The 23,968-nt window shown below is 41.1% G+C and carries 39 protein-coding genes; 5 read left to right on the top strand and 34 right to left on the bottom strand.

The window, feature by feature from the left end; translation table 11 throughout:
• Positions 1–5 precede the first annotated feature (5 nt).
• The 8 genes from HWV00_RS21145 to HWV00_RS21110 form a co-directional block, all read right to left on the bottom strand.
• Positions 6–776 (bottom strand): phage baseplate assembly protein V, encoded by a 771-nt coding sequence (locus HWV00_RS21145; protein WP_211686832.1) that lies wholly within the window; start codon positions 774–776, stop codon positions 6–8.
• Positions 769–1,752, bottom strand: coding sequence for a hypothetical protein (locus HWV00_RS21140; RefSeq protein ID WP_211686829.1), 984 nt, complete (start codon positions 1,750–1,752; stop codon positions 769–771). The genes HWV00_RS21145 and HWV00_RS21140 overlap by 8 nt, the downstream gene beginning before the upstream one ends.
• The gene (locus tag HWV00_RS21135; protein WP_211686826.1) at positions 1,749–2,558 is read right to left on the bottom strand and encodes a hypothetical protein; all 810 of its coding nucleotides are present in this window, start codon (positions 2,556–2,558) and stop codon (positions 1,749–1,751) included. Before HWV00_RS21135 ends, HWV00_RS21140 begins: the two co-directional genes overlap by 4 nt.
• Positions 2,548–3,057, bottom strand: a complete 510-nt coding sequence (locus HWV00_RS21130) for a hypothetical protein (protein WP_211686823.1) — start codon at positions 3,055–3,057, stop codon at positions 2,548–2,550. The genes HWV00_RS21135 and HWV00_RS21130 overlap by 11 nt, the downstream gene beginning before the upstream one ends.
• Positions 3,047–4,240: a phage tail protein gene (locus HWV00_RS21125; RefSeq protein WP_211686820.1), complete on the bottom strand. Its 1,194-nt coding sequence runs from the start codon at positions 4,238–4,240 to the stop codon at positions 3,047–3,049. The genes HWV00_RS21130 and HWV00_RS21125 overlap by 11 nt, the downstream gene beginning before the upstream one ends.
• Positions 4,227–4,556 (bottom strand): baseplate wedge protein 53, encoded by a 330-nt coding sequence (locus HWV00_RS21120; protein ID WP_211686817.1) that lies wholly within the window; start codon positions 4,554–4,556, stop codon positions 4,227–4,229. Before HWV00_RS21120 ends, HWV00_RS21125 begins: the two co-directional genes overlap by 14 nt.
• Positions 4,553–5,122, bottom strand: a complete 570-nt coding sequence (locus HWV00_RS21115; protein WP_211686814.1) for a hypothetical protein — start codon at positions 5,120–5,122, stop codon at positions 4,553–4,555. Before HWV00_RS21115 ends, HWV00_RS21120 begins: the two co-directional genes overlap by 4 nt.
• 277 nt (positions 5,123–5,399) lie before the next feature.
• Entirely contained in the window at positions 5,400–5,954 is a 555-nt protein-coding gene (locus HWV00_RS21110; protein ID WP_211686811.1) for a hypothetical protein, read from the bottom strand.
• A gap of 182 nt (positions 5,955–6,136) precedes the next feature.
• Between HWV00_RS21110 and HWV00_RS21105 the strand changes: the two genes are divergently transcribed.
• The 3 genes from HWV00_RS21105 (at position 6,137) to HWV00_RS21095 (ending at position 7,403) form a co-directional block, all read left to right on the top strand.
• Positions 6,137–6,730 carry a hypothetical protein gene (locus HWV00_RS21105; protein WP_211686808.1) on the top strand — a complete coding sequence of 198 codons (594 nt, stop codon included), beginning with the start codon at positions 6,137–6,139 and terminating at the stop codon, positions 6,728–6,730.
• Positions 6,731–6,908: 178 nt separating this feature from the next.
• Entirely contained in the window at positions 6,909–7,127 is a 219-nt protein-coding gene (locus tag HWV00_RS21100) for a DUF4236 domain-containing protein (protein ID WP_211686805.1), read from the top strand.
• 33 nt (positions 7,128–7,160) lie between these two features.
• Positions 7,161–7,403: a hypothetical protein gene (locus HWV00_RS21095; protein ID WP_211686802.1), complete on the top strand. Its 243-nt coding sequence runs from the start codon at positions 7,161–7,163 to the stop codon at positions 7,401–7,403.
• Positions 7,404–7,408: 5 nt separating this feature from the next.
• Here HWV00_RS21095 and HWV00_RS21090 read toward each other — a convergent pair whose 3' ends face one another.
• Positions 7,409–8,023, bottom strand: coding sequence for a tyrosine-type recombinase/integrase (locus HWV00_RS21090; RefSeq protein ID WP_211686799.1), 615 nt, complete (start codon positions 8,021–8,023; stop codon positions 7,409–7,411).
• Between the two features lie 80 nt (positions 8,024–8,103).
• On the bottom strand, positions 8,104–8,553 hold the full coding sequence (locus tag HWV00_RS21085; protein ID WP_211686797.1) for a hypothetical protein: 450 nt from the start codon (positions 8,551–8,553) through the stop codon (positions 8,104–8,106).
• Positions 8,554–9,182: 629 nt separating this feature from the next.
• Between HWV00_RS21085 and HWV00_RS21080 the strand changes: the two genes are divergently transcribed.
• The gene (locus HWV00_RS21080; RefSeq protein ID WP_211686795.1) at positions 9,183–9,980 is read left to right on the top strand and encodes a hypothetical protein; all 798 of its coding nucleotides are present in this window, start codon (positions 9,183–9,185) and stop codon (positions 9,978–9,980) included.
• 73 nt (positions 9,981–10,053) lie between these two features.
• Here the strand turns inward: HWV00_RS21080 and HWV00_RS21075 are convergent, their stop codons facing one another.
• The 3 genes from HWV00_RS21075 to HWV00_RS21065 all read right to left on the bottom strand — a co-directional run bounded on the left by HWV00_RS21075 (position 10,054) and on the right by HWV00_RS21065 (position 13,647).
• Entirely contained in the window at positions 10,054–11,724 is a 1,671-nt protein-coding gene (locus HWV00_RS21075; protein ID WP_211686792.1) for a terminase, read from the bottom strand.
• A gap of 2 nt (positions 11,725–11,726) precedes the next feature.
• Positions 11,727–12,512 carry a hypothetical protein gene (locus HWV00_RS21070; RefSeq protein ID WP_211686789.1) on the bottom strand — a complete coding sequence of 262 codons (786 nt, stop codon included), beginning with the start codon at positions 12,510–12,512 and terminating at the stop codon, positions 11,727–11,729.
• Positions 12,513–12,576: 64 nt separating this feature from the next.
• On the bottom strand, positions 12,577–13,647 hold the full coding sequence (locus HWV00_RS21065) for a hypothetical protein (RefSeq protein WP_211686786.1): 1,071 nt from the start codon (positions 13,645–13,647) through the stop codon (positions 12,577–12,579).
• Positions 13,648–14,007: 360 nt separating this feature from the next.
• Between HWV00_RS21065 and HWV00_RS21060 the strand changes: the two genes are divergently transcribed.
• The gene (locus HWV00_RS21060; RefSeq protein ID WP_211686784.1) at positions 14,008–15,195 is read left to right on the top strand and encodes a site-specific integrase; all 1,188 of its coding nucleotides are present in this window, start codon (positions 14,008–14,010) and stop codon (positions 15,193–15,195) included.
• 32 nt (positions 15,196–15,227) lie between these two features.
• Here HWV00_RS21060 and HWV00_RS21055 read toward each other — a convergent pair whose 3' ends face one another.
• The 21 genes from HWV00_RS21055 to HWV00_RS20960 all read right to left on the bottom strand — a co-directional run bounded on the left by HWV00_RS21055 (position 15,228) and on the right by HWV00_RS20960 (position 23,967).
• Positions 15,228–15,833, bottom strand: a complete 606-nt coding sequence (locus HWV00_RS21055) for a hypothetical protein (RefSeq protein ID WP_211686780.1) — start codon at positions 15,831–15,833, stop codon at positions 15,228–15,230.
• Positions 15,834–15,899: 66 nt separating this feature from the next.
• Positions 15,900–16,127, bottom strand: a complete 228-nt coding sequence (locus HWV00_RS21050; protein WP_211686777.1) for a hypothetical protein — start codon at positions 16,125–16,127, stop codon at positions 15,900–15,902.
• On the bottom strand, positions 16,121–16,423 hold the full coding sequence (locus HWV00_RS21045) for a hypothetical protein (protein ID WP_211686775.1): 303 nt from the start codon (positions 16,421–16,423) through the stop codon (positions 16,121–16,123). The genes HWV00_RS21050 and HWV00_RS21045 overlap by 7 nt, the downstream gene beginning before the upstream one ends.
• A 23-nt stretch (positions 16,424–16,446) precedes the next feature.
• A complete protein-coding gene (locus HWV00_RS21040; RefSeq protein WP_211686772.1) occupies positions 16,447–16,623 on the bottom strand; it encodes a hypothetical protein in 177 nt (58 codons plus the stop codon).
• Positions 16,624–16,631: 8 nt separating this feature from the next.
• Entirely contained in the window at positions 16,632–16,832 is a 201-nt protein-coding gene (locus HWV00_RS21035; RefSeq protein WP_211686769.1) for a helix-turn-helix transcriptional regulator, read from the bottom strand.
• A gap of 13 nt (positions 16,833–16,845) precedes the next feature.
• Complete coding sequence (locus tag HWV00_RS21540) at positions 16,846–16,980, bottom strand: hypothetical protein (protein WP_255555050.1); 135 nt, start codon at positions 16,978–16,980, stop codon at positions 16,846–16,848.
• Positions 16,981–16,996: 16 nt separating this feature from the next.
• A complete protein-coding gene (locus HWV00_RS21030; protein WP_211686766.1) occupies positions 16,997–17,326 on the bottom strand; it encodes a hypothetical protein in 330 nt (109 codons plus the stop codon).
• Between the two features lie 13 nt (positions 17,327–17,339).
• Positions 17,340–17,648, bottom strand: a complete 309-nt coding sequence (locus tag HWV00_RS21025) for a hypothetical protein (RefSeq protein WP_211686763.1) — start codon at positions 17,646–17,648, stop codon at positions 17,340–17,342.
• A gap of 17 nt (positions 17,649–17,665) precedes the next feature.
• On the bottom strand, positions 17,666–17,959 hold the full coding sequence (locus tag HWV00_RS21020) for a hypothetical protein (protein ID WP_211686760.1): 294 nt from the start codon (positions 17,957–17,959) through the stop codon (positions 17,666–17,668).
• A 10-nt stretch (positions 17,960–17,969) separates the two neighbouring features.
• Complete coding sequence (locus HWV00_RS21015; protein ID WP_211686757.1) at positions 17,970–18,122, bottom strand: hypothetical protein; 153 nt, start codon at positions 18,120–18,122, stop codon at positions 17,970–17,972.
• 14 nt (positions 18,123–18,136) lie between these two features.
• Positions 18,137–18,481, bottom strand: a complete 345-nt coding sequence (locus tag HWV00_RS21010) for a hypothetical protein (protein ID WP_211687019.1) — start codon at positions 18,479–18,481, stop codon at positions 18,137–18,139.
• Between the two features lie 32 nt (positions 18,482–18,513).
• The gene (locus HWV00_RS21005; RefSeq protein ID WP_211687016.1) at positions 18,514–18,711 is read right to left on the bottom strand and encodes a hypothetical protein; all 198 of its coding nucleotides are present in this window, start codon (positions 18,709–18,711) and stop codon (positions 18,514–18,516) included.
• A 1-nt stretch (position 18,712) separates the two neighbouring features.
• On the bottom strand, positions 18,713–18,964 hold the full coding sequence (locus HWV00_RS21000) for a hypothetical protein (protein WP_211687014.1): 252 nt from the start codon (positions 18,962–18,964) through the stop codon (positions 18,713–18,715).
• A gap of 4 nt (positions 18,965–18,968) precedes the next feature.
• The gene (locus HWV00_RS20995) at positions 18,969–19,457 is read right to left on the bottom strand and encodes a hypothetical protein (RefSeq protein ID WP_211687011.1); all 489 of its coding nucleotides are present in this window, start codon (positions 19,455–19,457) and stop codon (positions 18,969–18,971) included.
• 14 nt (positions 19,458–19,471) lie between these two features.
• Positions 19,472–19,750, bottom strand: a complete 279-nt coding sequence (locus HWV00_RS20990; RefSeq protein ID WP_211687007.1) for a DUF6283 family protein — start codon at positions 19,748–19,750, stop codon at positions 19,472–19,474.
• Between the two features lie 7 nt (positions 19,751–19,757).
• Positions 19,758–20,528, bottom strand: a complete 771-nt coding sequence (locus HWV00_RS20985) for an HNH endonuclease signature motif containing protein (RefSeq protein ID WP_211687004.1) — start codon at positions 20,526–20,528, stop codon at positions 19,758–19,760.
• Between the two features lie 8 nt (positions 20,529–20,536).
• Positions 20,537–20,785 carry a hypothetical protein gene (locus tag HWV00_RS20980; RefSeq protein ID WP_211687001.1) on the bottom strand — a complete coding sequence of 83 codons (249 nt, stop codon included), beginning with the start codon at positions 20,783–20,785 and terminating at the stop codon, positions 20,537–20,539.
• Positions 20,786–20,852: 67 nt separating this feature from the next.
• Positions 20,853–21,464: an HU family DNA-binding protein gene (locus HWV00_RS20975; protein WP_211686999.1), complete on the bottom strand. Its 612-nt coding sequence runs from the start codon at positions 21,462–21,464 to the stop codon at positions 20,853–20,855.
• Positions 21,465–21,555: 91 nt separating this feature from the next.
• A complete protein-coding gene (locus tag HWV00_RS20970; RefSeq protein ID WP_211686996.1) occupies positions 21,556–21,873 on the bottom strand; it encodes a hypothetical protein in 318 nt (105 codons plus the stop codon).
• Positions 21,839–22,411: a hypothetical protein gene (locus HWV00_RS20965; protein ID WP_211686994.1), complete on the bottom strand. Its 573-nt coding sequence runs from the start codon at positions 22,409–22,411 to the stop codon at positions 21,839–21,841. The genes HWV00_RS20970 and HWV00_RS20965 overlap by 35 nt, the downstream gene beginning before the upstream one ends.
• A gap of 2 nt (positions 22,412–22,413) precedes the next feature.
• Complete coding sequence (locus tag HWV00_RS20960) at positions 22,414–23,967, bottom strand: hypothetical protein (protein WP_211686989.1); 1,554 nt, start codon at positions 23,965–23,967, stop codon at positions 22,414–22,416.
• Position 23,968 lies beyond the last annotated feature (1 nt).

The raw sequence follows: 23,968 nt of genomic DNA, 5'->3' as shown, positions 1-23,968 counted from the left end.
ACATGCTATTTGAAATCATAACCACCTCCCGACTTACCGCTTATCATAGAACCTTTTAACATCAGAGGACCACCCGCATCGACAGTACATTTACCACCGGACTTTAATAACATATCCGCACCAGCCTCAACGGTTAAGTTCGCGTCAGCCTTAATTAACGCATCACCAATAACGTGCACGTTTAATTTGCCGCCCACATTACTGATTAAATCTTTCGTCACTTCTTCTGTGTGAGTCCCGGTTGTAGAGCTAAAGCTATCCCCCTCAGTGTGCAAAACTAACTGACCGTCTTTAGTAACGTTAACCGCGGTACCCGTGGCTTTGTGTGTTAAACACCAGGCACCATTCATTGTTATCTGATTTAGGATCCCGTTTAGGTCTGTGGTACTATCACCATAAGCTGCCGTTGGTGCTGGTGGCTGTTTACCTGTTCGCTTATGTTCATACACCGGCTTGAATAAATCTTGCGGCAATTCACTCTCACCTTCTATTATGCGGTAGCAAGAACCGACAATAAGTGGCGAACGTGTATCGCCCGAAATAGGAAACTCCAACCAGACAAGATCATCAATTTTACAGGGCATTGCCTCGCCCTCTTTACTCCTTGCACCTAATGGCAATAAATACTCTGCCCAGGGTAAATCGTCATCTTCAATGTGGTCCCATAGAACCAGCACGCGTACCTTGGCTTTATGCCAACCTTTAGGATGTGTGATACTCACCACTTTAGCGCGGTATTTATCACGTAGCGCACCATTGTTACGATCATCAGACATTAAGCGCTCCTAGTATCATTCGGTTGTTATATTTCATTTCTTGGGCGTAATGCGTCACTGAATGGATGAATAATGTCGCGGGTACTGATTCATCTATCTCTGCATCATGGGATAACTTGATCACATCTAGGCCTACGTTGATACCTGGTGTGAAATTGGTATCACCAACGACAACAACATCTAACATCGGTTGTATGTATACGCATTGATTGGCTAATTGAACGGGAGTGAGCGGGTACGCAACGACCACCAAGGGTTTATCTTGGCATACCCCCGAACGCTGGTGGCCTAACTCTGTATCCCAGCTACTAAAATTCTTATACGCAACACGTTCAAATAGAGCACTGTTATTTATCTTGTTAAAGCGCTGTATATCGACATCACAGGTTTTAGAATTAAGCCCTAGTGTTAACGCTGCAGGCGTAGCGACTATCTCTGAAAGTAACTTGAAATATACGGTTCCCCTGCATATCCAACACGCAGCTGCGAAGTCTCTTGCCATATCACGCAATAACCTCGCAGGCGTTTTGCCCTGGTTCAAGTGATAAACACCTTTACCGTTAACGCTGCTTTGTATTTTTAAACCAGGTATTAAGGCGCTGATTATTTCAGAGGGTGACTTATCAGTGAAAAATTGAGATCGAGAGGCGGGTGTCTTAATGCTGTAGCAATCTTTTTGGAACGCCTCAATCGTGATCACGCCATTCTTTACTGGGTATAACATGGTCGTAAATGTTTCAGTAAAGAGCGCATCACCAATACCATGCACATCGCCCATGCCTATTTCTATTTCGGTACCAGCCACCAGCCCATAGTTATCAACGATAAATGATTGTTCATCGCGTACCTGCAGAATGATAGTAGGACCGCTTAAGTCGAGATATTCAGTATAAGCAAGTGACACTATGCGATTAACATCGATGTCATTACCGTTAATCTTTAATGACTGCGCGAACATGGCGCTTTGATTACTCATAAAATACTACCGGCTAAAATCTTAGCGGTACTTTCTGAGCCGTATCTAATGATGGCCACTTCTGCATCGACCGTTAACGTAACGGACAATGCGCGTAATTTATCTTCTTCAAAAGATACGCTGGCACTTTCTGCAGTCACTAAATGGCGGTCGGTCACTTCAATACCAAGCTCGTAGGGTATGCCTCCCAGCACTGTTTTAGCGGTGAACGTATGATCTTCATGTGTATGGCGTAACCAGGACATGATCAACATGGCGATAGCGTCAATATTATCGTTTTGCCAACCGACAATATTCAACTGGTATGTAAGAGCTGTTACGGATTGGTCGAGCTGGCCTATCAAGGTACCTGTGCTATCACATACATCTGCAATGTTACTGGCATCTTTGTATTTTTCGGGCTCCGCAAAGTAAATACCTGGTGCGCGAGTGACATACAAGTAAGGCAGCTGTACGTTATTTGTCTTTGCCTGGCCTGTATTATTACTACGCTGTTTAGATAGCGTCATTAAGAACCGGCGCGGTGATTCAAACTCACCCATTGCTAGCTTTTCGTTAATAGGACGGGCCGCGAATAAGGCCAAACGTTTATTTCTAACATGGTCAGGGCTGCTAATGTGCAGACGATTTATAATCGCGCCTATCTTATTCGCAATAGCGTTATCGATGTCTGTAAGGTGCGACACTTCCAGTAGCCCATTAAAAGCCACTTCATTAGTTGAGTAGTCATCATTAGAGTAACTAGGTATAGCAGCACCATTGTTAGACTGAGTGACATAACGACCAGCATTGTTTTTATTCTCCATTATTCATTCCTTCAAAATCCCGACATGGAATTACATTGTGAACCACTGCAGATAGCGTTGTTCCAAGTGCTACACCGCTATGCACGTACCACCAGCAACGGCGAGTTGTATCTTCGGTTGCCACTTCTTCCCATTCCAGCACGCTACCCACCGGCACGTTATGACGACCAATTCGCAGCGCCATTGGCTCTTCAAAGTTATTAACAGCCTCACTACCAGATTCAAGCACTAGCGGTGCCATATCATCAGGGTTATCTAATACCGATACGATCACAGGGTCGGCATACTCAAGAGCCTGCTGGTTTGTATCAAGCTTGTTGAATAAGACCTCTTCATAATCGGAGTCTTCAACTTGCGCTGTCACTTCAATTGGCGTGTATAACAACGCCTGGAACGAATCAGGGTTACTTTCAATTGCTGTTATCCAATCATTACGAATTACTTTGTTTAATATTTCATGCTGATTAAACCGTGGCTTTAACTTAACTTCACTTGTCATCTAATACCGCCCCCACTACTTTAATATTGATACCGGTCTGTTTAGAGAATTGAGTTCGCAACTCAGTATCCGACCAGTTCTTGTCTTTATGCGTGTCTTTAAACATCGGGAATGAGAAACGAATTAGATCACCTTTCGATTTTTTCTCTTTAGCTACCTGGCGTTTTGCTTTTTCAAGCTGGCCAAGGCGTTTAGTCATACCTTTACGCAGCTTATCGATCTCTTTTTTATCGCGCTTAAGCTTGTTACCTAACGCTGCTTGGCGTTTCTCATACTTCTTAAATTCAGCCTGCATTGCCTTGTGGTCAATCTTGCCTTTACGTGTCTTGCTTTGCTTTTTGATGTCTTCATCACTGAATATATGATTAGAACGACTGTCATCACCGTAACCGGTTTTACTGGCTTGTTTCTTCATTTGGATAGCGAGCTGGTTAGCCCAAGTCGGTGACTGCAGCTTATTAACCACATGCAATACGTGCTTACATGCAACGCCTGTAAAGTTAGGGTTGCGCACTTTAGGAGGCGAGAACTCTTTAGGTGGTGCAACGCAATAATTACCAATGGTTGCGAGGTATCGATACCAGTATTGATGACGGCCACAGTCGCAAGAGAGTGATAAACGGTCACGAACGGCCTTGGCTGTCGCTTTTTGATAACCTTTAGTTGAGACTTCGGCCTCTTGCATGAAGTCATCCCAAGACTCTATGCGTATGTTGACCATGTGATCGTCATCGCCATTTTTGAGTGAGGCCTTAACACGAAACTTTACAACGTTAGCCTTGATAGCAACAACGTGGGCCTTGGTGATACCGGAGCCATCTGTTACCTGGTTATTAGCTCGTTTAATATCAATGCTACGTGATGCAGACACTATCTGTGCGTAACTAATACCGGCTGTTTTGCGATCATAGCGGCGCTCAAAGTCTTTCTTCGATTTTTCCAGTGCGAGGAGATCTTCCCTGGTAAAATTTGAGCCATCTTCTTTTTTACCAAGCCGTGCAAGGTCCTTGGTGCCTTTTTGTTTGAGTACCGAAGGCGTTATGGTGCGTTTGGCACTGCGCCTCGTCTTGGCGTTCTGCTTGCGTATTTTCTCAAACGCTTGCATAAACTGCTTAGAATCAAGCCCAGCAGTGTGATAACGCCCACTACTCTTCTTTTCGAGTTCTAATTTAGCTGGTGGCATTGTCTCGCACCTCTCGAATCATTGTTCTAACAATGGCAAGTGGTGGAAAGGCAAGATCATAGCCTGCAGGTATAGCCTCAAAATCATCATCGATACCAGCCACCAGCATGACTAACCAACGTAAATCATCATTACCAAACACGCGGTAGGCTAATAAGTCGGGGCGATGTTGTTCATCTTCCTTTACTTCATATAAAATAATGTCATCAATATTTGCCGTACTTTCTATGTAGTTCAATACCTTCTTATAGAGTTCGACACGCAGTACATCATCTTCAATAGACATATCTGATAACCGAGAGTAAACATTACTCATAGGTTGCCCCTGGTAAATTTAGCCATGCTATTTGTATGTCTGCGGTTCTTGTTCAATAGGCCGAACACTGTTGTTAGGTATGTTTCTTCTGTTGAGGAGTGATTAAAGCAGTTGTAGACAGTTGCTAGCATTGCGATAGCGTTCTCTGAAATGCTATCCCAATCAATACGGTAAGATACGACACCTTTGTCGCTTACTTCTTTGTCATATACGTTGTGAGGCACGCTAATACTACGCACGCCTTCTGCAAATTGGATCGCACTACGGCTCTGCAGGTATTGATATGCTGTTAACGCTGCAACCAGGCGCGGTTGACCGTTTGCGTCTATTTCAGATAGGTTGCAGTTGTTAAAGCCTGGTGCATAACGGGGCATAGTCTCATTCACAGACACTAGAAAGCCACGCTTTTTAAATACTTGCATGTTATTGCGGAATTTAGCGAAATCAGCTTGTGACTGTATCTTTTTTTCAGTAACGCTTTGCACGAAAAGTATATTCTTACGATAACCGGCGGTGATGCTCACTTCCGACTTACCAGCACTCACGATGTGAAGTTTCTTATCCATTACCAGCTCCTATTTTGTAATTCCCATTATGTTTTGAGCGATAAAATAAGGGCAAAAAAAAGCCACTTAATATGGTTTAAGTGGCTTTGGTCTTATTACATATAATCATACTTATAGAGAGCTGTTCACTAAGCTTAAAATAACGCTGTATACAGGGTCAGAATCATTTTAAATCAAGCTTACGTGGCTAATACCGCTGTCAGCCAACGCATAATACGACACCTACCCTCCAAATGTAAACACTTATATTAAAACCTCGTTGTTAGGATGATGTTTATCACGAAAAACGGTGCTTACCTTTACGATCTATATATAGCTGGTGGTGTGGTACCACTTTAAATAGTACACGAACTATGTTGTCCACCATTTCCCACCCTGCTATCGAGTAATAAGTACCATCAAAATTAATCGCTATCTTATCTCTATGCTGCATTGCTATAGCACGCAGGTTCTTATCGTTCTTACGGTATTCTCGTCTAATTCCTTGCACTTCTGCCCCCATGTGGCTGGTTAACATGAATGTTGTTAGGTAATCTTTTATGCTTGTACCACAAATGTTGAGCAGTTCATCAGGCACAGGACGCACTTTATGGACAGGCTTTAACAGCATGATTTGAGGTCGTTTAGCTCTACATCTACGCTTTGTTGAATGGCATTTAGCGCGGTCCAATGACTCAAACACAGTCTTAGCATTACCGTACTTTGCATTATCACCATTATCATTCAATACTTTCATAATGGTCTGAGAATCATACCATTTATCGAACTCTGCAACCTGTAAAAACCGACCTGTTCTACCATAACCGCCGATACGACCTCGTGTTTCAATCATTATAACCACTCCACTCAATTAGACAGGAGTATTATTGTTTAACATTTGTTATAGGCGAACATCGTTGTTAGGATGTTATAGCGTTTCGTTTCGTGCAACGGTAGCTAGTGTGACCTGCATCACCTAAATCGTTCACTACACGGCATTGACTCATTTTATCTCTCAATTTAGGCAACATTAACATGTCAGCAGACCAACTCATAAACCAAAGCTCCGGCTCATTCGATTACTACACACCAGAGGACATAGTAGAACTGGCAAGAGAGGTTCTTGGCCACATATCACTCGACCCTGCTAGTTGTGAAGTAGCGAATAAAACGGTCAAGGCAAATGCTTATTACGACATTGAAAAGGATGGTTTAGCTCAACCTTGGTTTGGCACCATGTTTATGAACCCGCCATTTCATAAAGGCGAAAATGCTTGTTTAAAGCCAAGCAAGTGCAAGAAAAAGAACTGTAAGCCAGGTAAGGGTAGACGCGGCCATCACATTAAAAAGGCAATTCCAAGTACCGGAGAATGGACTCACAGAATGGTAAATGAATTCAATGAAGGTAATGTCGAAGAGGCTATTATCGTGACGTTCTCTTCAATGTCAGAGGGTTGGATGCTCCCGCTAATCCCTTTTTTACAATGCTATCCAAATGGTAGAGTCAATTACCGAAAGCCCAACGGTGAGATGACTAAAAGTGTAACCAAAGGAACATTAATCACTTACATGGGACCGAACGGTGACAAATTTAAAGAAGTTTTCAGCCAGTTAGGGCATGTAAAATAACCAAAATGACAAGTGCTGCATGTTTCATGTTAATATTATAGCCATAATTAATAACATGCTGCATGTTTCACATTTATTTATTTAGCTAAAATGACACAACATAAGTTTAAACTCCATAAAACACCCATTTAGGTGCTGCATGTTTCACCATTAACAATTGATAATAAGCGAGTATAACGTGACAAAAAAGACTCAAATTACATTTAGAAAACAAATTAAAATACTGCCATTCTTAACGTTGAGAATTGGTAAGAAGAGTTTTTCATTTCGCCTGGGAGGTCGATATTTAGGTGTATCAATTGGCTCGACTGGCATTTATATTAGCGGTTCATTAGTTGGTACCGGCTTTGGATTTAGACGAAAAATAACCCCGAAAAAAGACACGGCAAAAAATTAACATGACCGGACATCATTAGTGGGGGACGCAACAATGCCTAGAGAAATAATGAACGAAAAACCAATAGAATACCAAGCAAAAAATGGGACTCAGTTTAAATCTGAAAGGGGTGATCTTAGATGTGATGTAATGGTAACTCCACTGCAGGGAGCTACCATTGAAAACAAAATGGCTGACTTCACCGAGTTTGGTGCCTGGCACAGCCTAATTGTAAGACCTCGTTTAAACGGATTTTCGGGATACGATTCGATACGCTATCAGCTATCGATTGCGTAATAAGATTAAAACTTCAACTTAGCCACATGTCCGTCATTATCTGACATGAACGTACTTAGGTAATGATCTGTACTCGCTAATGACGCATGGCCAAGTAAGTCTCGTACCGTGTGAGACTTTGCACCATTCTCTATCAGCATTAACGCAAACGCTTTACGAAAACTATGGCTAGACAACGGATAAGTAAGCTTTAATTTAACAGCGGCACTTTTAAGTATTCTATTCACATACTGCGCAGAATACGGAAAGCCTCTTTTCCTGTCCGATTCAAATAATAGTGTGCCACCAGGGTTTAATCTCACAGCCTCCTCGATAAGCTCCTTCGCTTGGTCAGAAAAGCTAACCCGCACTGTCGCAGCTCTTCTCGCTGCAGGTTCAGCCATGCCAGATGACAACCGTTTTTTATAACCTTTTTTCTGTACGACTGAAATTGACTCTCTAAGTACACCGTTAATGGTCACTTCTTTAATTGTTAATGTTGAGCAGTCAGAATAACGAAGGCCAGTAAGCGCACTCATTTCCAACATAAGTGCTACAACAGGGTTCGAACTGTCAACAAGTTGTAATATATTTCGAAGTTCTTTTATAGTTCTTGGCGGATACGACTGTATACAAGCCATAATTTACAATTCCTTTTAGCGCTGACATGCACGCAATTAAATTGGTCGAGCAAAGCATATCAGAAAATGTTTATCGGTGATTAGTCTTCATCAACTTTAAATGTCTTGGCCGTAAGATCAGCAATGGCCATACGAACAACGTCAACTTGGTACACTCGATTTTTATTATCAGGATCGGCGTTAATGTGATCCACCAGCAAGTTAATCTCTTCTTTCAAGCCTATATCCAATGTCATGCTACTTACTTTGTTTTCACCTAGCATTTTCTTTTCACGACTACGTTTTGCACGCATTGTAGATCGCAATGATTTTAAGTAGTCCGGCTTTAATACTTCCCCTAGCGAGATAGAATAATCCTTTAAATAAAGCTCTAATTCATCACCACTAAGCCCTGCAATTTGATTTCCTATATCGTCATTTGCAACACGGCTAAAATCACAACCAAAACCAACTGCATTAATAAGATCTGACTTTACCTTACCCCAAACAACAATTGCCTCATACGAACTCATTTTAAATGAACGGGCCATTTATCCCCCTTTACAATATAGTGAATTAACAAAAAATATAAGTGCTGCATGTTGCAGATTACACTTTGTGATTATGATTCAAAAGTGACAACAACACAAGATATTAAGTGCTGCATGTTGCACTTAATTTTTTAGCGTAGATAAAACGGTCAATTTATAGGGTTCATCAAAAAAAACAGGTGGTTTTACGAGTTGGCAATCTCAACCACTGTTATAAAATAAGCGACATTAAGATGTTGATTTTAAAGGGTATTAATTTTATTTACAAGATAAATAAAGTAAACACTAGGTTCAAGAATAGGTATGCTTGAACCTAGCAGCCCACTATACTGATTTATTACTTAGAATCACCCGAGAAAACACTCAGATTTCACACACCGCACCATCTAGTTCAAGAATACATATCCTAACAAGTGACTTTGATTTTAGGTCTAAAAAATGGGTAAAAGTGTGCCGAGGTGCTACAATAAGTAGAAGATGACCGGTTTTGACCTCTTTGGAGGTATTCAGTAATAAATAGAAAATTACTACCTAGTCATCACTAAAAGACAAGTTGAAAAGCCAGCCTGGCTGATTCTGAAAACAAAATGTAAAGACGGTATACAACCCTAACGTCAAGGTGCGAAATAATGATAATAACTAACTTAGCTGATCTTAAAGCAGCCAAAGATAGAATCAAACTAGAATTAGAAGATCTGCACGAATCTAATAAATCAAGACGAGTTTTCGCACCGAACGCGAACGGTCAAAAAGCAGAGAAAAGACTTTATGTTGTAGAAAGCGCAGAGGCCGAGCGTAAAATAAAATCTGCGATAAAAAGCATCACTAAAATAAACGATGCGATTACTGAGTTTTGCGCCACAGGTAAAAAACGTAATAATTTATCAATTCCAACATATTCAAAAAATGTCGCACTTGTTCGAATATGGGTTAACGATGCCATATCTAGTAGAGCTATATCCCAAGAAAAAATACTCGCTTGTCTTACTAGAAAATTAAGTGTTTCAGAAAGATATGATACTCCTTCTCATAGACTCCAAGCGATAGAACTCAGAGAAGAAATAAACTTTTTCAAAGAATGTGAAGAGACAGATTACATATTAAGATCTGTAGCAGCTCAAGATATAACGCTCAGAATTTACTATGACAATATGGATGATGAAAGAACTAGGTTAACAACTGCAGGCGTATTCATATCAGGAAAAGATTTTAAAGAGCCCAATATACTCACTCCAACATTAGGCCCTGAAAAAGAAGGAAAGATAAACTTTAGAAGTATTTACAAAGACTTAATGAATATACCTTACTCTGGTGCGCCCAACGCCCTGCTATTTAAAAAGTCAGATTCAGACCTCGCAAAGAGGAGAGCTGGATTTAGTCAGCACGCAGTTATAGAAAGTAAAAAAGATACATATAATTCTAATTAGAAAAAATGATAGAGACTCAATGTTTCTTGAGTCTCTATTACTTAACTTTTAAAAGTTGTAAAATATAAAAGTTTTAATCAGTATAATTTAATAATTCCAACTCTTTTCTCGCTTGCTCATTAATTGCAATATCACCCTCTTCAATATCATCCCAATAACTTTCATCGTGATCATCATCGTCAGAATGATTGATTTTATCCCAATCGCCATCTGCCGGTTCATATTCTTTTTCATCGGCATCAAGACCTAACCATTCATTATAATCATCGGCATCATCACTACTGAAAAAGCTAGTTTCGATTGATGCGGCCTTATAATTTATAATTTGAGTAAAGCAGTAAGTATCAGATCTATCCGGTGATGCAATTTGCATCTTAAGTTTCATGTCTTGTTTAGACATCATTATCCACTGGCCAGAACCATTCAGACCACCTGGTAACTTACAGAACTGTTCAACTGTTTTAGTCTGACTATCAATAGACATGCGTTTTGCCCGGATAGCATCAGCCGCAAATACATGCGCCATCGCACGCAGATTTTTAAATCTATCTTTTTGTTTTTTGGTAAACGGTGGCTTACCCCATCTAATAGCCAATACGGTGACATCATCATAACCACCATCTTCCACCAGCTCGACAATATGTTCCCAAATTGGATGACCAGGACCATCGGCATCAATCGCTATCGTAATATTAGGAAAACGTCCACTGCAGCATTCCGCGATCACGCGGCGTGCAAATGCTTGGGTACCGTAATCAGCGGCCATTTCCATTAACATGACATTCTTAACTACACGATCAGGACCAATATCACCGCTTACTTTACTAATGTTGATAACCGATTTATCTCGCGTAATACCAACGTCAATCGTAGCCACCCACCCCCAATCATCGCCTAGTTCAACATCACAACCGACTGCGCCTAAAACCTCTGTGCGGCCTAATAAGAATAAGCTTTGCTTGGCAGGGAATCGACCTAACACTTTAATTTGAAACTCTGGTGAATCATAACCACCATAATCACTTAGGCAGTTAAGGATGAAGTTTGGCTGTACCCACTCAGATTCATCAGAGCGCAGCGTCATTGCATCCCACATACCGCCCTCTAACTTTGAGCGAGAGTGCTGAGTTTCATAAAAGAAACCGCCACTGTGCGTTGGCTGGCTCAGTGCTACAACACGATTATCTCGGCTAGTTTGGGCGCCTAAAATAGTCTGAAAGGCGGCATCAGTAATAACACTGGCCTCTTCCATTACTGTAAGCATTACGTCCCTATGCTCACCAGCTAGTGTTTGTTCATTGTTGATGCGATAGCCTTTCGCACTCGCACGCCATACGTTCTTTTGTGACTTCTCGTAAAAGTTAACATCGGTGATCTTAAAGTAATGCGCCACCCAGGGCATCCGCTTTTCAAGTGCCTCAAAGTTAGCGTTTAAGTTTGACCACACAGAGTCTTTCACCACCTGCAGCTTTGCGGCGACAACAACAACACGGCACTTAGGATTGAAGATCATAAACATGATGATGATCATGCTAATCAAATCTGACTTACCGGTACCGTGGCCACTGGCCACACTGGTTCTCGCATTTTCTTGGAAAATACTTTTAAGCATCAGCCTTTGTTGATGATCGGGGTACTTACCAAAAAACACATACATAGCCAATTCCCAATCATGGGAATAATGCTCTAACAAGCCTAAGTAGCGATAATCACTGTTGAGTGAGGAAAGACGTTTCTTTGCCATTGTTACGCCTCAATGAGCGTTTTCAATGGTGCTTTAGCCCAGTTAGGACTTTCAATGGCGGTATTAAATGCGGTGCCTGCAATGGGATTACCACCTATTGCTAGCACCTTATTATCACAACCTGTTTGTGCGAGCTGGACTACGCGCCAGGCATCTAAAGTGCAGTCATGTGCATTGTTTAGAACCGTCAGCATTTTAGGGTTAGATTCACCAGTAAGCTTTAGTTCTCCACCAGCCTTGTAGTGCTTAAATGTAAGTCGCCAATTGTTAGTGCCTGGTAAGTTAATCTTTAGGCCGCTATCCACAATTGACAGATACTCACCAATCCACGGCATTTTCGTTATGAGTATTTTTATCTGCTTAACCATATTGGTCATTTGCTTATAAATAGCTGCAGGGGCGTTATCACCAGAATAAATGATGACAATACGACTCAACGGATTAAGGACCATATAACTAACAAGCAACATGCTCTGCAGTTCCATCCAAGTGTCATCATTACTATCTAAATCAAGCTGAACACAGGTCTTAGTGCTATCACCCGCGAACACTGTATTTACGAGCAACATTTCTTGGCCAGTCATATCTTTATCGAAAAAATCAAACAGAACGCGATCATAGAACTCGCCATACTTACTTAATAACTCGGTATATCGCTTATCTTTAACAATATTGGGGAGGTTTTTCACACAGGTACCCATATCAATGTTACTGATTACATCAGCAAAAGCGCGGTCGATAGCCACGCACTTTGTCGCCAGTGTCTTAGTCGTTGTCGAACCAGGCATATGCAAGCCCTGGTCAGTAGAATTTACTACCCGTGATGACTTACGCTGTTTTCTGCTGTTTTTATTACGTTTCACTATCTTCAACCTCTTCACTATGAGTTATCAATTCATCACCAACACCGGCTGACTCTGCGTATACGCGAGCATTTTCAGCACGGCGCTTGGCTAACCAATCAGGGGTGTCTGAATTGCGTTGTACTAAATGATTTTTAAGCTCGGACGCTTGATCTGGTGTAATACCATCATCGCTAGGCGGTTCGGCCTCTGCATTGCGTAGTTCTATTTCATATTCGCGGGATAATATGGATGGGGGCTCAACACCGGCAAGTAGAAACATGCTGCATGTTTCACCCGCTGTTAATTTCTCATCGATGCGTTGTTGGATGATCTCTTTTGTTATTTGGTACTGCTCAAACTTGCTGAACATGGGGGCATCACGATCTTTTAGCTCTAACTCAGCTAATTTAACCTCACCCGCGAGCATCACTTTGAAAATCTCAGTCATCGGCATTGCCGTTTGCTGCGCGATTTCAATACGGGCCTCGGCTAGTGACAATTCACGTTCAACAACCTTGCCTGTAGCGTTCATTTCTTTAAGGACGATGGGATCGTTATCTTTGTAACGCGCCTCTAAGTCATGTATTAACTCTGCACCGGTGTCGTGGATTGTAGCGAATTGGGTATTGAGCAATTCAAGGTTTTCATCGATACCAACCTTGCCCCTAGACTCATAATTACGAGAGCGAAAACCACCTTTTAAAAACTCAGCATGTAGAAGTGCTACGCGATTACCTGGTCTAAATGAGCGGGTACCATTTTGATTATATTTAATGCCTGGGTGTGCTGCTGGCATGGGCTTTGCTACGCGTGCGCCGCGCGTCATTTCCTTTGGAATCTGACTTTCAGCAATTTCACGTTTGGCCTTTGCCTTACCGCCCCTGATTTTGGCATGCACAGTCTCAGTGGCAGCAAGGCTGCGCTTGTAAGTATCACTCTTCTTGTACGCGGCCAGGCGCTTTCTAAAAGTGTTGTAATTTAAGAGGTGACGTTCTGCGTAATCCCTTTGCTCAGCTGGTGTTGAGCCATTTTGCAAGAAACGCTTACAGTGCTTAAGCCAATCCGTTTTTTTACTCATGATCCCAATCATCCTAACAACGATGTTTTGGATTATAACACCAAATTTAAGGATCTAACTTGCACAGGTTGATCTTTACGCGGCCAAACATTGCCAAATAAAATGGCACGCCCAAATTCCATTAAAAGTTGCGTTACACAACAATGAGATAGGCTATAAAAAATGTCACAAAAAATATCACAAAAAATATTTACGTGCCAAATGGATTGTGCCAAATGCCAAATTTACATATACCTGTTCTATAACCGTTTTTTGAAACTCACCCAACGGGACACCTAACGATCTTATATTTGCTTATAACACACTGTTATTGCTACAATTCATTTTTTCACACCCATTAAATAGGAAATGACCAGCAAAATGCCACATTTGAAACTATTTTCAACTAATTTTGACCTATTTGAACCAAGTGAAAAAGCCTATTCATTACACGTAGGGAAAGGGTTAAATCTGCGTGTTTCATCCACTGGCCATAAGTCTTGGCAATACAAATATAGCCACAAAGGTAAGAACAAAACGTTTACGATTGGCTCTTATGAATTCACTGAACTTGAAGATGTATTACACAGGCACACCAAGGCGCGAAAGCTGTTAAGCACTGGTATTTGCCCTGCTGCAGAAGTGAAACGAATTAAGGATGAAGAGTTAGCGAGCCGGTTAACAATTAATGACATTACCGATATGTTTATTGATGAACATGTATCTAAACTCAAACGACCAGAGCAGCCTATTTACATAATCAATAAGCACATCAGACCGAATGTTGGAAGTTTGCAAGCTTGCGAGATCACGACCAAACACATACACAAGATTACGGCCAATATTGCACCTACTGTGGCACGTAAAATTGTGGAACGACTCCAATCCATCTACCAACATGCGATCAATAAGGGTTTTTTGGACATGGCCAACCCTTTAGCCGGTAAAGTATCAAGTTACGGTACCCGTGGCGGTCGGACAAAAAGAACCTTATCTTTTGTCGAACTTGAGCAATTTGTCACTAAGCTGGACCACTCCGGGTTAAATCCATCGTTTGTTAATGCGAGTTTATTGCTATTGGCAACAGGCCAACGTAAAAGCGAGGTGCTTAACGCAAAATGGCAGGACATAGACTTTGAACGGAAAACGTTAACCATTCCCCAGGAGCGAGTTAAGACGGCCACCAGCGATAACAATGACAAAGAAGATGACAATCACATTGTTCACCTGTCTGAATACGCCATTTCTTTGCTTAAAGAGCAATATTCACGTACCAGGCGCTTTAAATTGATATTCGGCAACGTATCAGGCAACAGTTATAACGAGGCGCTTACAGCTGCGTTTAAGGCGTTAGGTATGAGGCACTTTACACCACATGACTTACGCCGAACCTTTTACTCTCGAAATGTTGACCGACATGAAGGGGAACGTATTGAATTTATCTTAGAGAAGATATTCAACCACACGATGAAAGGCACAATGGCGCATTATAATCTGGCTAAATATTGGAATGAACAAGTTGGAATGCTAAATGAGTGGGGGGCGTTTCTACAGGGACAAGCAACGTGAACGCTTGAATGCCCCTTGTTCACACTAAATATCTATTGCTTAGTGGCTGCTTTAAGTTGTTTGTTTAAGTCGCAATTCATGTGTTTGCGCTTATCTTTCCACATGAAATTATTACAATCAGGACAAGTAACCAAACGAACTAAGGTGTAGCTTAACTTAAGTGGCCATAGGCATATAAATGCTAATAATACGATAAGCAAGTTCGTCAATATAACCACAGAACATGCAATGATTGAAATTATAATCAGCATACAACGATTGATTACATTTTCTTTTTTAATCCTATCCATTAGCTTGCTAAACGGCCCTTCATTAATCTCCTTTGTTTTGTTAATGAATTCTTTCGCCTTACCGTTAAATAATGACAAAATCAGTGTGGCAATTAACACCCACTGCCCTACTGCGATGTAATCCACCACGTATACAGTTAAATTAAGATGGAGCGCTTGCATAAAAGTACCCATTACGGCGAAAATCAATAGATCCTCAATAGTGCTTTTACCTGGCATTACCGAAGAATCTTTCTTCCATGCCATACACATCCGAAAGGCCAAAAAAATGATACCAGCTAGGTAGCAAATAAAAGCATTAGCGCTTAATCCAATTTCATTCAACTGCAGTAACATTAAATCCATCATTATCAATCTCTATTTTAATTTGAAAGGAAGTTAATCCTAACAACAGCGATAAAATAATAATTTTAATTAATCGGCGAGTTCGACAAATTCAAACTCACCAATTTGCCTTATTCCACCCATGATAATTCCGTGATCCCCGCCTTTATGAAGTAGTGCCTCAAGGTCGCGAGAACCGCAATGTTCTCTGACGTTACGCAGGATAAACTCTTCCGTCATGTCATTGACAACACCATCGAATTGCCTTTCGAAACAGGCATTGTTCCAACCCACATTTCTAAATTTTACCGTTAACATTTCAAAATCCTATCCTGAGTAACCTCAAAAACACGCATCATTCCGTGAGGTTTAAAAAACCACCCACGGCGCTCTATGATTAACGTGCCGCTAATACAGTCATAGATACATTCATCACCGCTTTTCCATACTTTATTATCAGGTTCATTTAAAAGTGGTTCAATTAAGAGGTTTGCATCTTCAACTAAGCAATAAACGTCAGGGGCAATATCTGACGTTCTCACCATTTCACCATCTTCCAATCTGTATTTTTGCACCATATCACTAAGCTGTAACTCTTTGGGCTTTATTGGCATGTTCAAAGTTTCCCACTATCAATTTATCGGTTTAATCTAGCTAGTTTCTTGGCGTTCTTTTTACAACGTTGCTTGTGCTTACTTATTGAAGTTGGCTTTACGGTTGATGCCGCTTGGCGTTCCGCAAATCGCCTTGCCAGTTCTGCATCGCTTGGTGTTTCGATTTGAAAATCTAATCTATCTTGTACTTTCTGCATCATTCGGTTTCCTATTTAAAATATCGGTTAAAAATCGAAGCATCAATGCCGTAAAACTTAGCCACATCGTCAAGATGGTAGAGGTCAGGAATTAGTAACCCTTTCTCTATTTGAAAATATTCTTCACGCGAAATGTTCATTGCCTTGGCGACTTCTTCTAACTTCGATTTTTGGTTTGCTCTCAGCTTTCGCAATAGTTCGGTTAAAGGCATTTGAAAGTTTCCTTTATTCAGATTTGTTTATTTTTGACTTAATAGCCTTAGCTATAACTTCACGTAAACATTGTGGTGAATTAGGGCAAACCGCTTTAACCTGCCTTGTAACTTCGTTCACCAGCTCTGCTAATTCATGATCTTTCATAAGCCAAACCATCCTATTAAATTGATTCTATCCCACTTAAAATACGCTTGAAATCGACAAGGTTGTTAACTTTTAATAAGTCTTTAATTATAGCTTTTATCTTTATCTGCCTATCTTCACTGTGGAACTGATAAATAAATGCAAAATCACTTCCTCCCCCATGTTTTTCATCTATAAAAAAATGAATGTAAACGTCAAATTCATCATGTTTAATGTTCGTGTTAAATTTTACGTCAACAGACTCATAAAAGGGATTATTGCAGTTCGCACACCAATCAAAGATTGGAAGAACATTCTTAACAAACGCTTTTTTATCAGTATTCAAAATATCTTCGGCATGTCCCATAAGCAGTTTCCCATTACGATTTATTGATTATTTTCGATAGATTTGAGAGTGATAGTTCATTATCTAACTTAGAATTACCCGCCGCCAAATAAACACCAGCTTCATCAATTCCAACTTTACTTAGCAGCCAGTTCAATTGACTTTCCAGCTCCAAAATACGTGTTGATGCTGCGCTAGCTAAATCGGTAATTTCAATTTCAACACTACCCTCTTGGCCTTGGTCATTCTCTCCGTAAACTTCAATTGCACCATCACCAAGTTGATCTTCATCAGCGTTAGCTAGTTCACTTAAAAACCAAGGTAAATTATTTCCATATTCCATATTCAAAATTTCCTATATCAAGATTCACACTTATCACATCGACAATTTTCCATGTGATAAGGAAATAAATTATCTAGTTCCGCAATCCACTTTTCATGCTCAAAACACCAAAAAATTTCCCACGGTAAGCTGTATTCATTCATCCAATTTTTTACTATTTGAGGAACATCACCGAGCGTCAATTTATCGATTTGCTCTTTATAATGTAGAACCTCAAGCTCTAACGACTCAACCTTGTCTTTTAAGACTTTATTTTGCCTCATATACATGTTTTTTTGATGCCGAGGCGATGCAGGAGCAATATCGGTCACACTAAGTTTCCTAGATTGATTTATCAGTTAAAACAACGCCCGAATCGTCAACAGTTCGGTAATTGAAGTCATCACCGCCTAAGCTAATCCATGCAATTCGCTCATTACCAAATTCACCACAACTTACCCAGCTTTCACCATTGAAATATTCTAGTTTTATCATCTAATTTTTCCACATTAAGTATGTTTAAGTTCTTCACTAATACGCTGTTTCCTTCCACGCATCCAGTAGCGCTTTAATAATCTACGTTCAGATGGCTTACACTCTTCAAATTTAGGGAATGATTTAGGAAATACAAATGGGTGGTCAACAGACATATAACCACTCTCTTCGACTTCATCTATGTAACTTAAAGTGTGCAATCTTGTGTTACACTGTGGGCATGGCATATCACCGCCACTATCAAGATAAACATTACCGTTATCGTCACAACCGCCACTATCCATATCCCACAAATAGCCGTCAATACACTGGGCATCATCGTAATGCGCCCCAAAATCATTACCCGTATAATTACACATGATGTGTATCCCCTATAATTAAACCTTATTATTTAAACGTCATCGCCAGCCCAGTTTTTAGGCTTAGAGACTGAATAAGTTGGTGTGTATTCAACTAACACATCAAACGGTTTCTCGCAGCTAGCGCACTCCCATTCACCATCATCTTCTTCGTGCGAACCGGTTGGCCGATGCTTATGCTCGCAATGAGGGCATTCAATTAAATCCTCAAACCATTTAAAATAATCCATTCTAATTACCTATATCGCAGCCTGGTTTAGATTTACTTGCGTCATAGCGAGAACCAGGGGTTACGCTCCATTTAATCACTTCACAATCTCGACCTGTTTCACCTTCTTCACGTTCTGCAGCTATTACATGATCAGCACGCTGCAGGGAAAACATAGTTGAAACTTGAACACCTATTTCTTGGCTGGTGGCTGGTTTACCAATAGCAATTAACTTATCTAATGCCACCTGCTGTGCTGGTGATATTTTTTTCATATATTTAGCCCTGATCTTCAATTAAAGAGCGAAGAAACTCATTAAAAACACTGACGTTCGCGGTGTCATACAAATTAACCAACCGGCCCCAACGATTAACGATGCGTTGCCACTCAGGACCCGCGTTATAGAGTAGAGTTACCTTATCTTCAAATCCGCAAGCCCGAACCATACGCAAGCACCGACCAAAATCATCACTATCATGTGGGTACTCGTAACCCTCAAGCGGAAGTCGCGTTTTACCCGCGTCCATCTTGCACGCCATGTAACGAGAGCTTGCCCCTGTATCATCACAGTCAAACCATTGTGAAATACTCATACCAGGCATAACTTCAACGCGCTCTCTCGCGCACTCAGCAACAACTAGATCTGCAGCCTTAATGCACGCATTGAAAATTTCAGAATCAACCGGCATATTGGGTACCTGCCTAGATAATTCAGACATGATTGAAGTGGATAATTTAAGCTGATTAATTTTATACGGTGGTTTCATAGTAATTCCTAAAATTATTTGTGGTGCGATATACACTGCTCTTTCGTGTTAAAAATGAGTTCTCTGCCGGTTAGTTCAAGCGGTAGGCCCATTGCTTTAGCTAGCTTTACAAAATCATTATCATCTTCGTTTATTAGCATGTGGCCAGCACATTGAAGGTGCGTTTTCTTATGACAAACAAAGGAACGTTGCGCCAATATCTCGCGCATACGCTCTGCACCAAGCCAGCCTTTAAGCGTGTCCTTTTTGAAAGGGCAGTCACGACAAGGCTTTTTTACATTGGGCAATTTCATACATTTATCACTCCGCTAAACCAGCTGTCTTGGCATCGATGCGAGCAAGTAGAACAAGCGTATCCCTGCACTCCAAAGGTTGATGGTTCACTTTGTATTTTCGATTTAATAGTGCGTTTTCATGGTTATCAACCAAAATCAAATTATCAATTTCACAATTCAAACGATCACCATCACGAAAGCGAATATTGTGACCTGCTGGTATAGGGCCGAACTCTTTTTCATAAACAACGCGTTGCTTCAAGGACCACACCCTGGGCTCTGCCGTTTTAACCTCAACATAACCTTGAACACTGACGCGTTCCGAACCAAGAGGCCGATAATTCAATGGTCGCTCACCTTTCTTAAAGTTCCCACTGTTAGGCTTCATCACGCCTTTTGTGCCAGTATTCCAGCTCACATCCCCCTGATTAAATTGACCAGTTCGACCGGATAAGCATTTATGGTTTCTTAAAAAAGCTCTAACCTGACTGAATGTTTTCTCTAATTCAAACTCACGATTAAAGGCCACCGTTAAATCATTACAATTCATACTTTTATAACCATTTCGCAAAAACAAGGCTTGCTCGTCAGTAACCGAGTTGTATTTACCCTTGTTCAATGCCCCCGTTTTACGGCCACAAGTAAAACGGTTATTTTTTATGGCTGATTTAATTTGCTGTGCGGTTTTTTCCAGTTTAAATTCAAGGTTAAATGCGACTGTTAGCTCAGGAACGCCAACTTTTTTATATTGCTCACTAATGAACGCTAATTGTTGCTTGGTATATTTAAATCGCATACGCCCACCTATTGAGCTGGGGGCAAGGCAGGGGCGCTAATCATTCCTGGTAACTGGCCTTCTTTGAGCGACACACCGATAGCCTTTTGAGCCTCCAAAGCCAAGGTAGCGTTTGCAACAATACAAGTGGCCACACCGCCCATCGCTTTACTTCGGTTGATTTCTTCTTTTAAACGATCACCTTTTAATGATTCATCATTTAAGCGCTCTAACTGTTCAAACAAATGGTTGTTTAAATCTAAAAGTTTGTTTTTCATGGTTAATCCTAACTAAATTAAAATAAAATAAAGTATTATTGCCAGGCATTAGGCCTGGCGAATAAAATTACATGTATTGATTAACCATCGAGCGAAGTTGTCGCGAGTGTTGAAAGTGCATCCCCATACGCTCTGACACTATGACTTTCTCACCTGTTTTGGGATTACGGCCCATGCGCTCACCAGATATAACGGGCGTGAAACTACCAAAGTCTCTAATTTCAATGCGGTGCTCACCCTGTTTTACATCTGCAATCAATTGATAAAACGCTCTCACAGCAAGGTCTATCTGCTTTTGATCTACATTAGGCTGCTCTAAGTAAACAAGCGCGAACATGTCACTGCGATTGATACGGCACGTTTTACCGCGACCTTTTTTAGCCAGTGTGACCACATTACGCGATGATATTTTATGCGGTTCGCCTGTTTTTGGGTTACGCCCTGGACGTTCACTTTTATGGCTAACGACTAACGTGCCAGCGCGAGGGATTAATACTGAATGCTCCATCACAAGTGAACCTTTGATACATGCAACAATACTTTCAAGCACGTTCATTGATTGCTCTGCAGTTAAATTAAGTACCGGTGCGAATACTTCATTAACAATGCTTTCTTTAGTCCAAGATGTTAACGATGCTTTATCAATATGCTTTGTGTTTACTTCTTTATTTTTAATCATGTTCAGCTCTCTATGCGAGTGGGCTTAAACCATATAGCCCAGTGATTATGTAAATTGACTTACTCATACGCCCCTGCGCGTAGGGTGAAAATCAACTCGTGGTTTCAACTACCTTTTCAGTCTTAACTTGGGCTACATACCCAAGTTTCGATTCATTGTTGATTAACTCCGGTGTGATACCGTTTTTCGCACCTTCTTCAATCGCCTTCATAATGATGAATTCAGAAACGCCGCCATACCCACCAGCTTTAACCACTCGTTTAATTAACTCCTTCTCAACAACGCTGGTTTCAGCTCTAACCTCAGTGATAGCGTTGTTCTTCATAAAGTGTCGGCGGCGCTGCGAACGCTGTGTATTTGTTAATGCAGTTCTTTTATTTTTTGCTAATCTTCTCTGGCTTATAGACATGCTTACTCATTACTCCGTTTATACTTAGGTTCCAATATTCAAGAATGGCAGTAACAGCCGCATCAAAGCCGTAACAGAAAACAACGCAATAACCTTGCTTACGTAACTTTTCTGCATACTCAACCTGGTTTGGTTGGGCTGTTCCTACCTCAGTTTTTAGTTCACAACGAAAACCGTGGTATATCCCCCTGGCCGCATCGAGTCCCATATCTGGATAACCCGATTTTTGCCCTTCGGCTTTCATTTCAGTAGCGACTTTAATATGTCGTTTCCCACTATTAGGGATCGCATAAAATAGGTCATATATGTCTTCGTGGTTATCGTGGAAAAAATCAAATAGTGACACCTGGGAAAAGTGCTCTTGCTTGCCAACGCCCAGTGATGGATCTTTAAATAACTTAGCGAGCGCCTTGGCATGAGCTGATAGCGCAAAACTAACCACTTTCTTAGCTTTGGTGGTTCGCTTTGCCTTCGCTGCTTTTGATGCCGTTGAATTACGCGCTTTGTAAGCCGCGTATTGAGTGGTTGAAATTCGCATGATTACTTACTCTTACGGCGCTTAGATTTATTGGCTTTACTGGTCTTTTTAGCCTTCTTGCTTTCACGTAACATCATGCTAATGCGGTTCTGGTTATCACGGCATGTTGCCTCGATCACATCAAGTGCTGCAGTAAAGCTCTTTTCTTTCGGTTGAGCGCTGCTCTTAATGTAATCGGCAACTTCCGACAGCAACTCAGAGCGCTCTTTTGAGGTTGGTGCGTCACCAGATACCACGGCCATTTCAAGTGCTATCTGTGCGCCATGATTCATTCGGCGAGTGTATTCAACGCGAGAGAAACGCATGATTGATTTTTTAATCGGCTCAACTTGCTCTGCAGCGATAAAATCAATGCCTTTGCCATCTAGGGTAAGCAGCTCGCCATCGTGGATAAACAGCATACGGCCGTAACCATCTTGATCGAGGTGCATATAAATAGGATATTCAGTATTGCGATATTGCGGTTTCAACCAAGACGTACCGGTTGAAAGTAGGTAAAGAAAACAACCACCATGCTCATAGGCAGGCATTTTTTGTAAAATACCGTTCATGTGGCTATATCGATTCATCTTAACGTCATTCTTAAGAAGAGTTTCAGACATAAAGGCTAATTTAACGCTACCCTCGACAACCGTATCCTTTAGGCCCTCGTATCGCTCAATAGCATTGTTGCTCATAGTGATCGCGTTCTTAACATCAGATATAGAGCTATTTGTGATATTAATTAACGTATCATTTTCTTTTAGCAGTCGAGCACGTTCATTGTTTGAGGCCACCAGCGCCAATTCAACAGAAGATAATCGTTCAGATAGTTCGCTTGCATTAGCGCCGCCACTATTGATCTTGCTCATTTCAAGCTTGAGGAAGTTAGCACGGCGCTGTGGTTCGCCTTTGCTTGATTCAACTAATTTACCGTGCTCTATTTTAAGCAAGGACAATTCTTTTTGAGTAGCGAGTAACTCCAAGGCAGAATCACTACATTCGGTAGTCAGCTTTCCATTTTCGACATGAACGCGGTGAGATTGACGTTGTATCACATCCATTTTAGCGTTTGCTGTAGAGAGGCTATCTAGTGCGTTGTTCTTTTTACGGTTGGCTGTAATCACCTTACCTTCTGCCAACTCTAAGTTCGCTACCGATACATCAAGATCAACCTGCACTTTAACTAAATCTGATTCAAGTTCGGCGACTTTGTTTTCTAAGGCCACATCAGGCGAAACTTCATCTTCATTCACTTTTTTCAAGTTAGCTAACCGAGCCTGGTTGTTTATCTCGCTAACTTGATCGTTCAGTTCGCTGTTACATGACTGCAGGACAGCATTACGCTGTGCAAGCTCAGTTAATCGAGAATCAAAATTAGAACACTTACTACTTAACGCTAAGTTATTCCCCTGCAGGTCAGTAATAATTAATTGCTGCAAGGACAGCATGGCAGGAACATCAATTGCTTTATCAAAGATAGCTTTCTTGATGCTGACAACGCCAATTGGCAATGGAACGCCGTGTGGTAACACGATGCCAGGATTGCTTAACGCTATTTGAGGTGCTGTATTCATA

It is taken from the genome of Moritella sp. 24 (assembly GCF_018219155.1).
Lineage (GTDB): Bacteria > Pseudomonadota > Gammaproteobacteria > Enterobacterales > Moritellaceae > Moritella.
Note: the sequence above shows the minus strand (reverse complement) of the source record. Positions and strands in the feature narration are given on the sequence as shown.

Coding starts and splice junctions, on each gene's coding strand:
- HWV00_RS21145 (WP_211686832.1), bottom strand. CDS start 776: ATGTCTGATGATCGTAACAATGGTGCGCTACGTGATAAATACCGCGCT.
- HWV00_RS21140 (WP_211686829.1), bottom strand. CDS start 1,752: ATGAGTAATCAAAGCGCCATGTTCGCGCAGTCATTAAAGATTAACGGT.
- HWV00_RS21135 (WP_211686826.1), bottom strand. CDS start 2,558: ATGGAGAATAAAAACAATGCTGGTCGTTATGTCACTCAGTCTAACAAT.
- HWV00_RS21130 (WP_211686823.1), bottom strand. CDS start 3,057: ATGACAAGTGAAGTTAAGTTAAAGCCACGGTTTAATCAGCATGAAATA.
- HWV00_RS21125 (WP_211686820.1), bottom strand. CDS start 4,240: ATGCCACCAGCTAAATTAGAACTCGAAAAGAAGAGTAGTGGGCGTTAT.
- HWV00_RS21120 (WP_211686817.1), bottom strand. CDS start 4,556: ATGAGTAATGTTTACTCTCGGTTATCAGATATGTCTATTGAAGATGAT.
- HWV00_RS21115 (WP_211686814.1), bottom strand. CDS start 5,122: ATGGATAAGAAACTTCACATCGTGAGTGCTGGTAAGTCGGAAGTGAGC.
- HWV00_RS21110 (WP_211686811.1), bottom strand. CDS start 5,954: ATGATTGAAACACGAGGTCGTATCGGCGGTTATGGTAGAACAGGTCGG.
- HWV00_RS21105 (WP_211686808.1), top strand. CDS start 6,137: ATGTCAGCAGACCAACTCATAAACCAAAGCTCCGGCTCATTCGATTAC.
- HWV00_RS21095 (WP_211686802.1), top strand. CDS start 7,161: ATGCCTAGAGAAATAATGAACGAAAAACCAATAGAATACCAAGCAAAA.
- HWV00_RS21090 (WP_211686799.1), bottom strand. CDS start 8,023: ATGGCTTGTATACAGTCGTATCCGCCAAGAACTATAAAAGAACTTCGA.
- HWV00_RS21085 (WP_211686797.1), bottom strand. CDS start 8,553: ATGGCCCGTTCATTTAAAATGAGTTCGTATGAGGCAATTGTTGTTTGG.
- HWV00_RS21080 (WP_211686795.1), top strand. CDS start 9,183: ATGATAATAACTAACTTAGCTGATCTTAAAGCAGCCAAAGATAGAATC.
- HWV00_RS21075 (WP_211686792.1), bottom strand. CDS start 11,724: ATGGCAAAGAAACGTCTTTCCTCACTCAACAGTGATTATCGCTACTTA.
- HWV00_RS21070 (WP_211686789.1), bottom strand. CDS start 12,512: ATGCCTGGTTCGACAACGACTAAGACACTGGCGACAAAGTGCGTGGCT.
- HWV00_RS21065 (WP_211686786.1), bottom strand. CDS start 13,647: ATGAGTAAAAAAACGGATTGGCTTAAGCACTGTAAGCGTTTCTTGCAA.
- HWV00_RS21060 (WP_211686784.1), top strand. CDS start 14,008: ATGCCACATTTGAAACTATTTTCAACTAATTTTGACCTATTTGAACCA.
- HWV00_RS21055 (WP_211686780.1), bottom strand. CDS start 15,833: ATGATGGATTTAATGTTACTGCAGTTGAATGAAATTGGATTAAGCGCT.
- HWV00_RS21050 (WP_211686777.1), bottom strand. CDS start 16,127: ATGTTAACGGTAAAATTTAGAAATGTGGGTTGGAACAATGCCTGTTTC.
- HWV00_RS21045 (WP_211686775.1), bottom strand. CDS start 16,423: ATGCCAATAAAGCCCAAAGAGTTACAGCTTAGTGATATGGTGCAAAAA.
- HWV00_RS21040 (WP_211686772.1), bottom strand. CDS start 16,623: ATGATGCAGAAAGTACAAGATAGATTAGATTTTCAAATCGAAACACCA.
- HWV00_RS21035 (WP_211686769.1), bottom strand. CDS start 16,832: ATGCCTTTAACCGAACTATTGCGAAAGCTGAGAGCAAACCAAAAATCG.
- HWV00_RS21540 (WP_255555050.1), bottom strand. CDS start 16,980: ATGAAAGATCATGAATTAGCAGAGCTGGTGAACGAAGTTACAAGGCAG.
- HWV00_RS21030 (WP_211686766.1), bottom strand. CDS start 17,326: ATGGGACATGCCGAAGATATTTTGAATACTGATAAAAAAGCGTTTGTT.
- HWV00_RS21025 (WP_211686763.1), bottom strand. CDS start 17,648: ATGGAATATGGAAATAATTTACCTTGGTTTTTAAGTGAACTAGCTAAC.
- HWV00_RS21015 (WP_211686757.1), bottom strand. CDS start 18,122: ATGATAAAACTAGAATATTTCAATGGTGAAAGCTGGGTAAGTTGTGGT.
- HWV00_RS21010 (WP_211687019.1), bottom strand. CDS start 18,481: ATGTGTAATTATACGGGTAATGATTTTGGGGCGCATTACGATGATGCC.
- HWV00_RS21005 (WP_211687016.1), bottom strand. CDS start 18,711: ATGGATTATTTTAAATGGTTTGAGGATTTAATTGAATGCCCTCATTGC.
- HWV00_RS21000 (WP_211687014.1), bottom strand. CDS start 18,964: ATGAAAAAAATATCACCAGCACAGCAGGTGGCATTAGATAAGTTAATT.
- HWV00_RS20995 (WP_211687011.1), bottom strand. CDS start 19,457: ATGAAACCACCGTATAAAATTAATCAGCTTAAATTATCCACTTCAATC.
- HWV00_RS20990 (WP_211687007.1), bottom strand. CDS start 19,750: ATGAAATTGCCCAATGTAAAAAAGCCTTGTCGTGACTGCCCTTTCAAA.
- HWV00_RS20985 (WP_211687004.1), bottom strand. CDS start 20,528: ATGCGATTTAAATATACCAAGCAACAATTAGCGTTCATTAGTGAGCAA.
- HWV00_RS20980 (WP_211687001.1), bottom strand. CDS start 20,785: ATGAAAAACAAACTTTTAGATTTAAACAACCATTTGTTTGAACAGTTA.
- HWV00_RS20975 (WP_211686999.1), bottom strand. CDS start 21,464: ATGATTAAAAATAAAGAAGTAAACACAAAGCATATTGATAAAGCATCG.
- HWV00_RS20970 (WP_211686996.1), bottom strand. CDS start 21,873: ATGTCTATAAGCCAGAGAAGATTAGCAAAAAATAAAAGAACTGCATTA.
- HWV00_RS20965 (WP_211686994.1), bottom strand. CDS start 22,411: ATGCGAATTTCAACCACTCAATACGCGGCTTACAAAGCGCGTAATTCA.
- HWV00_RS20960 (WP_211686989.1), bottom strand. CDS start 23,967: ATGAATACAGCACCTCAAATAGCGTTAAGCAATCCTGGCATCGTGTTA.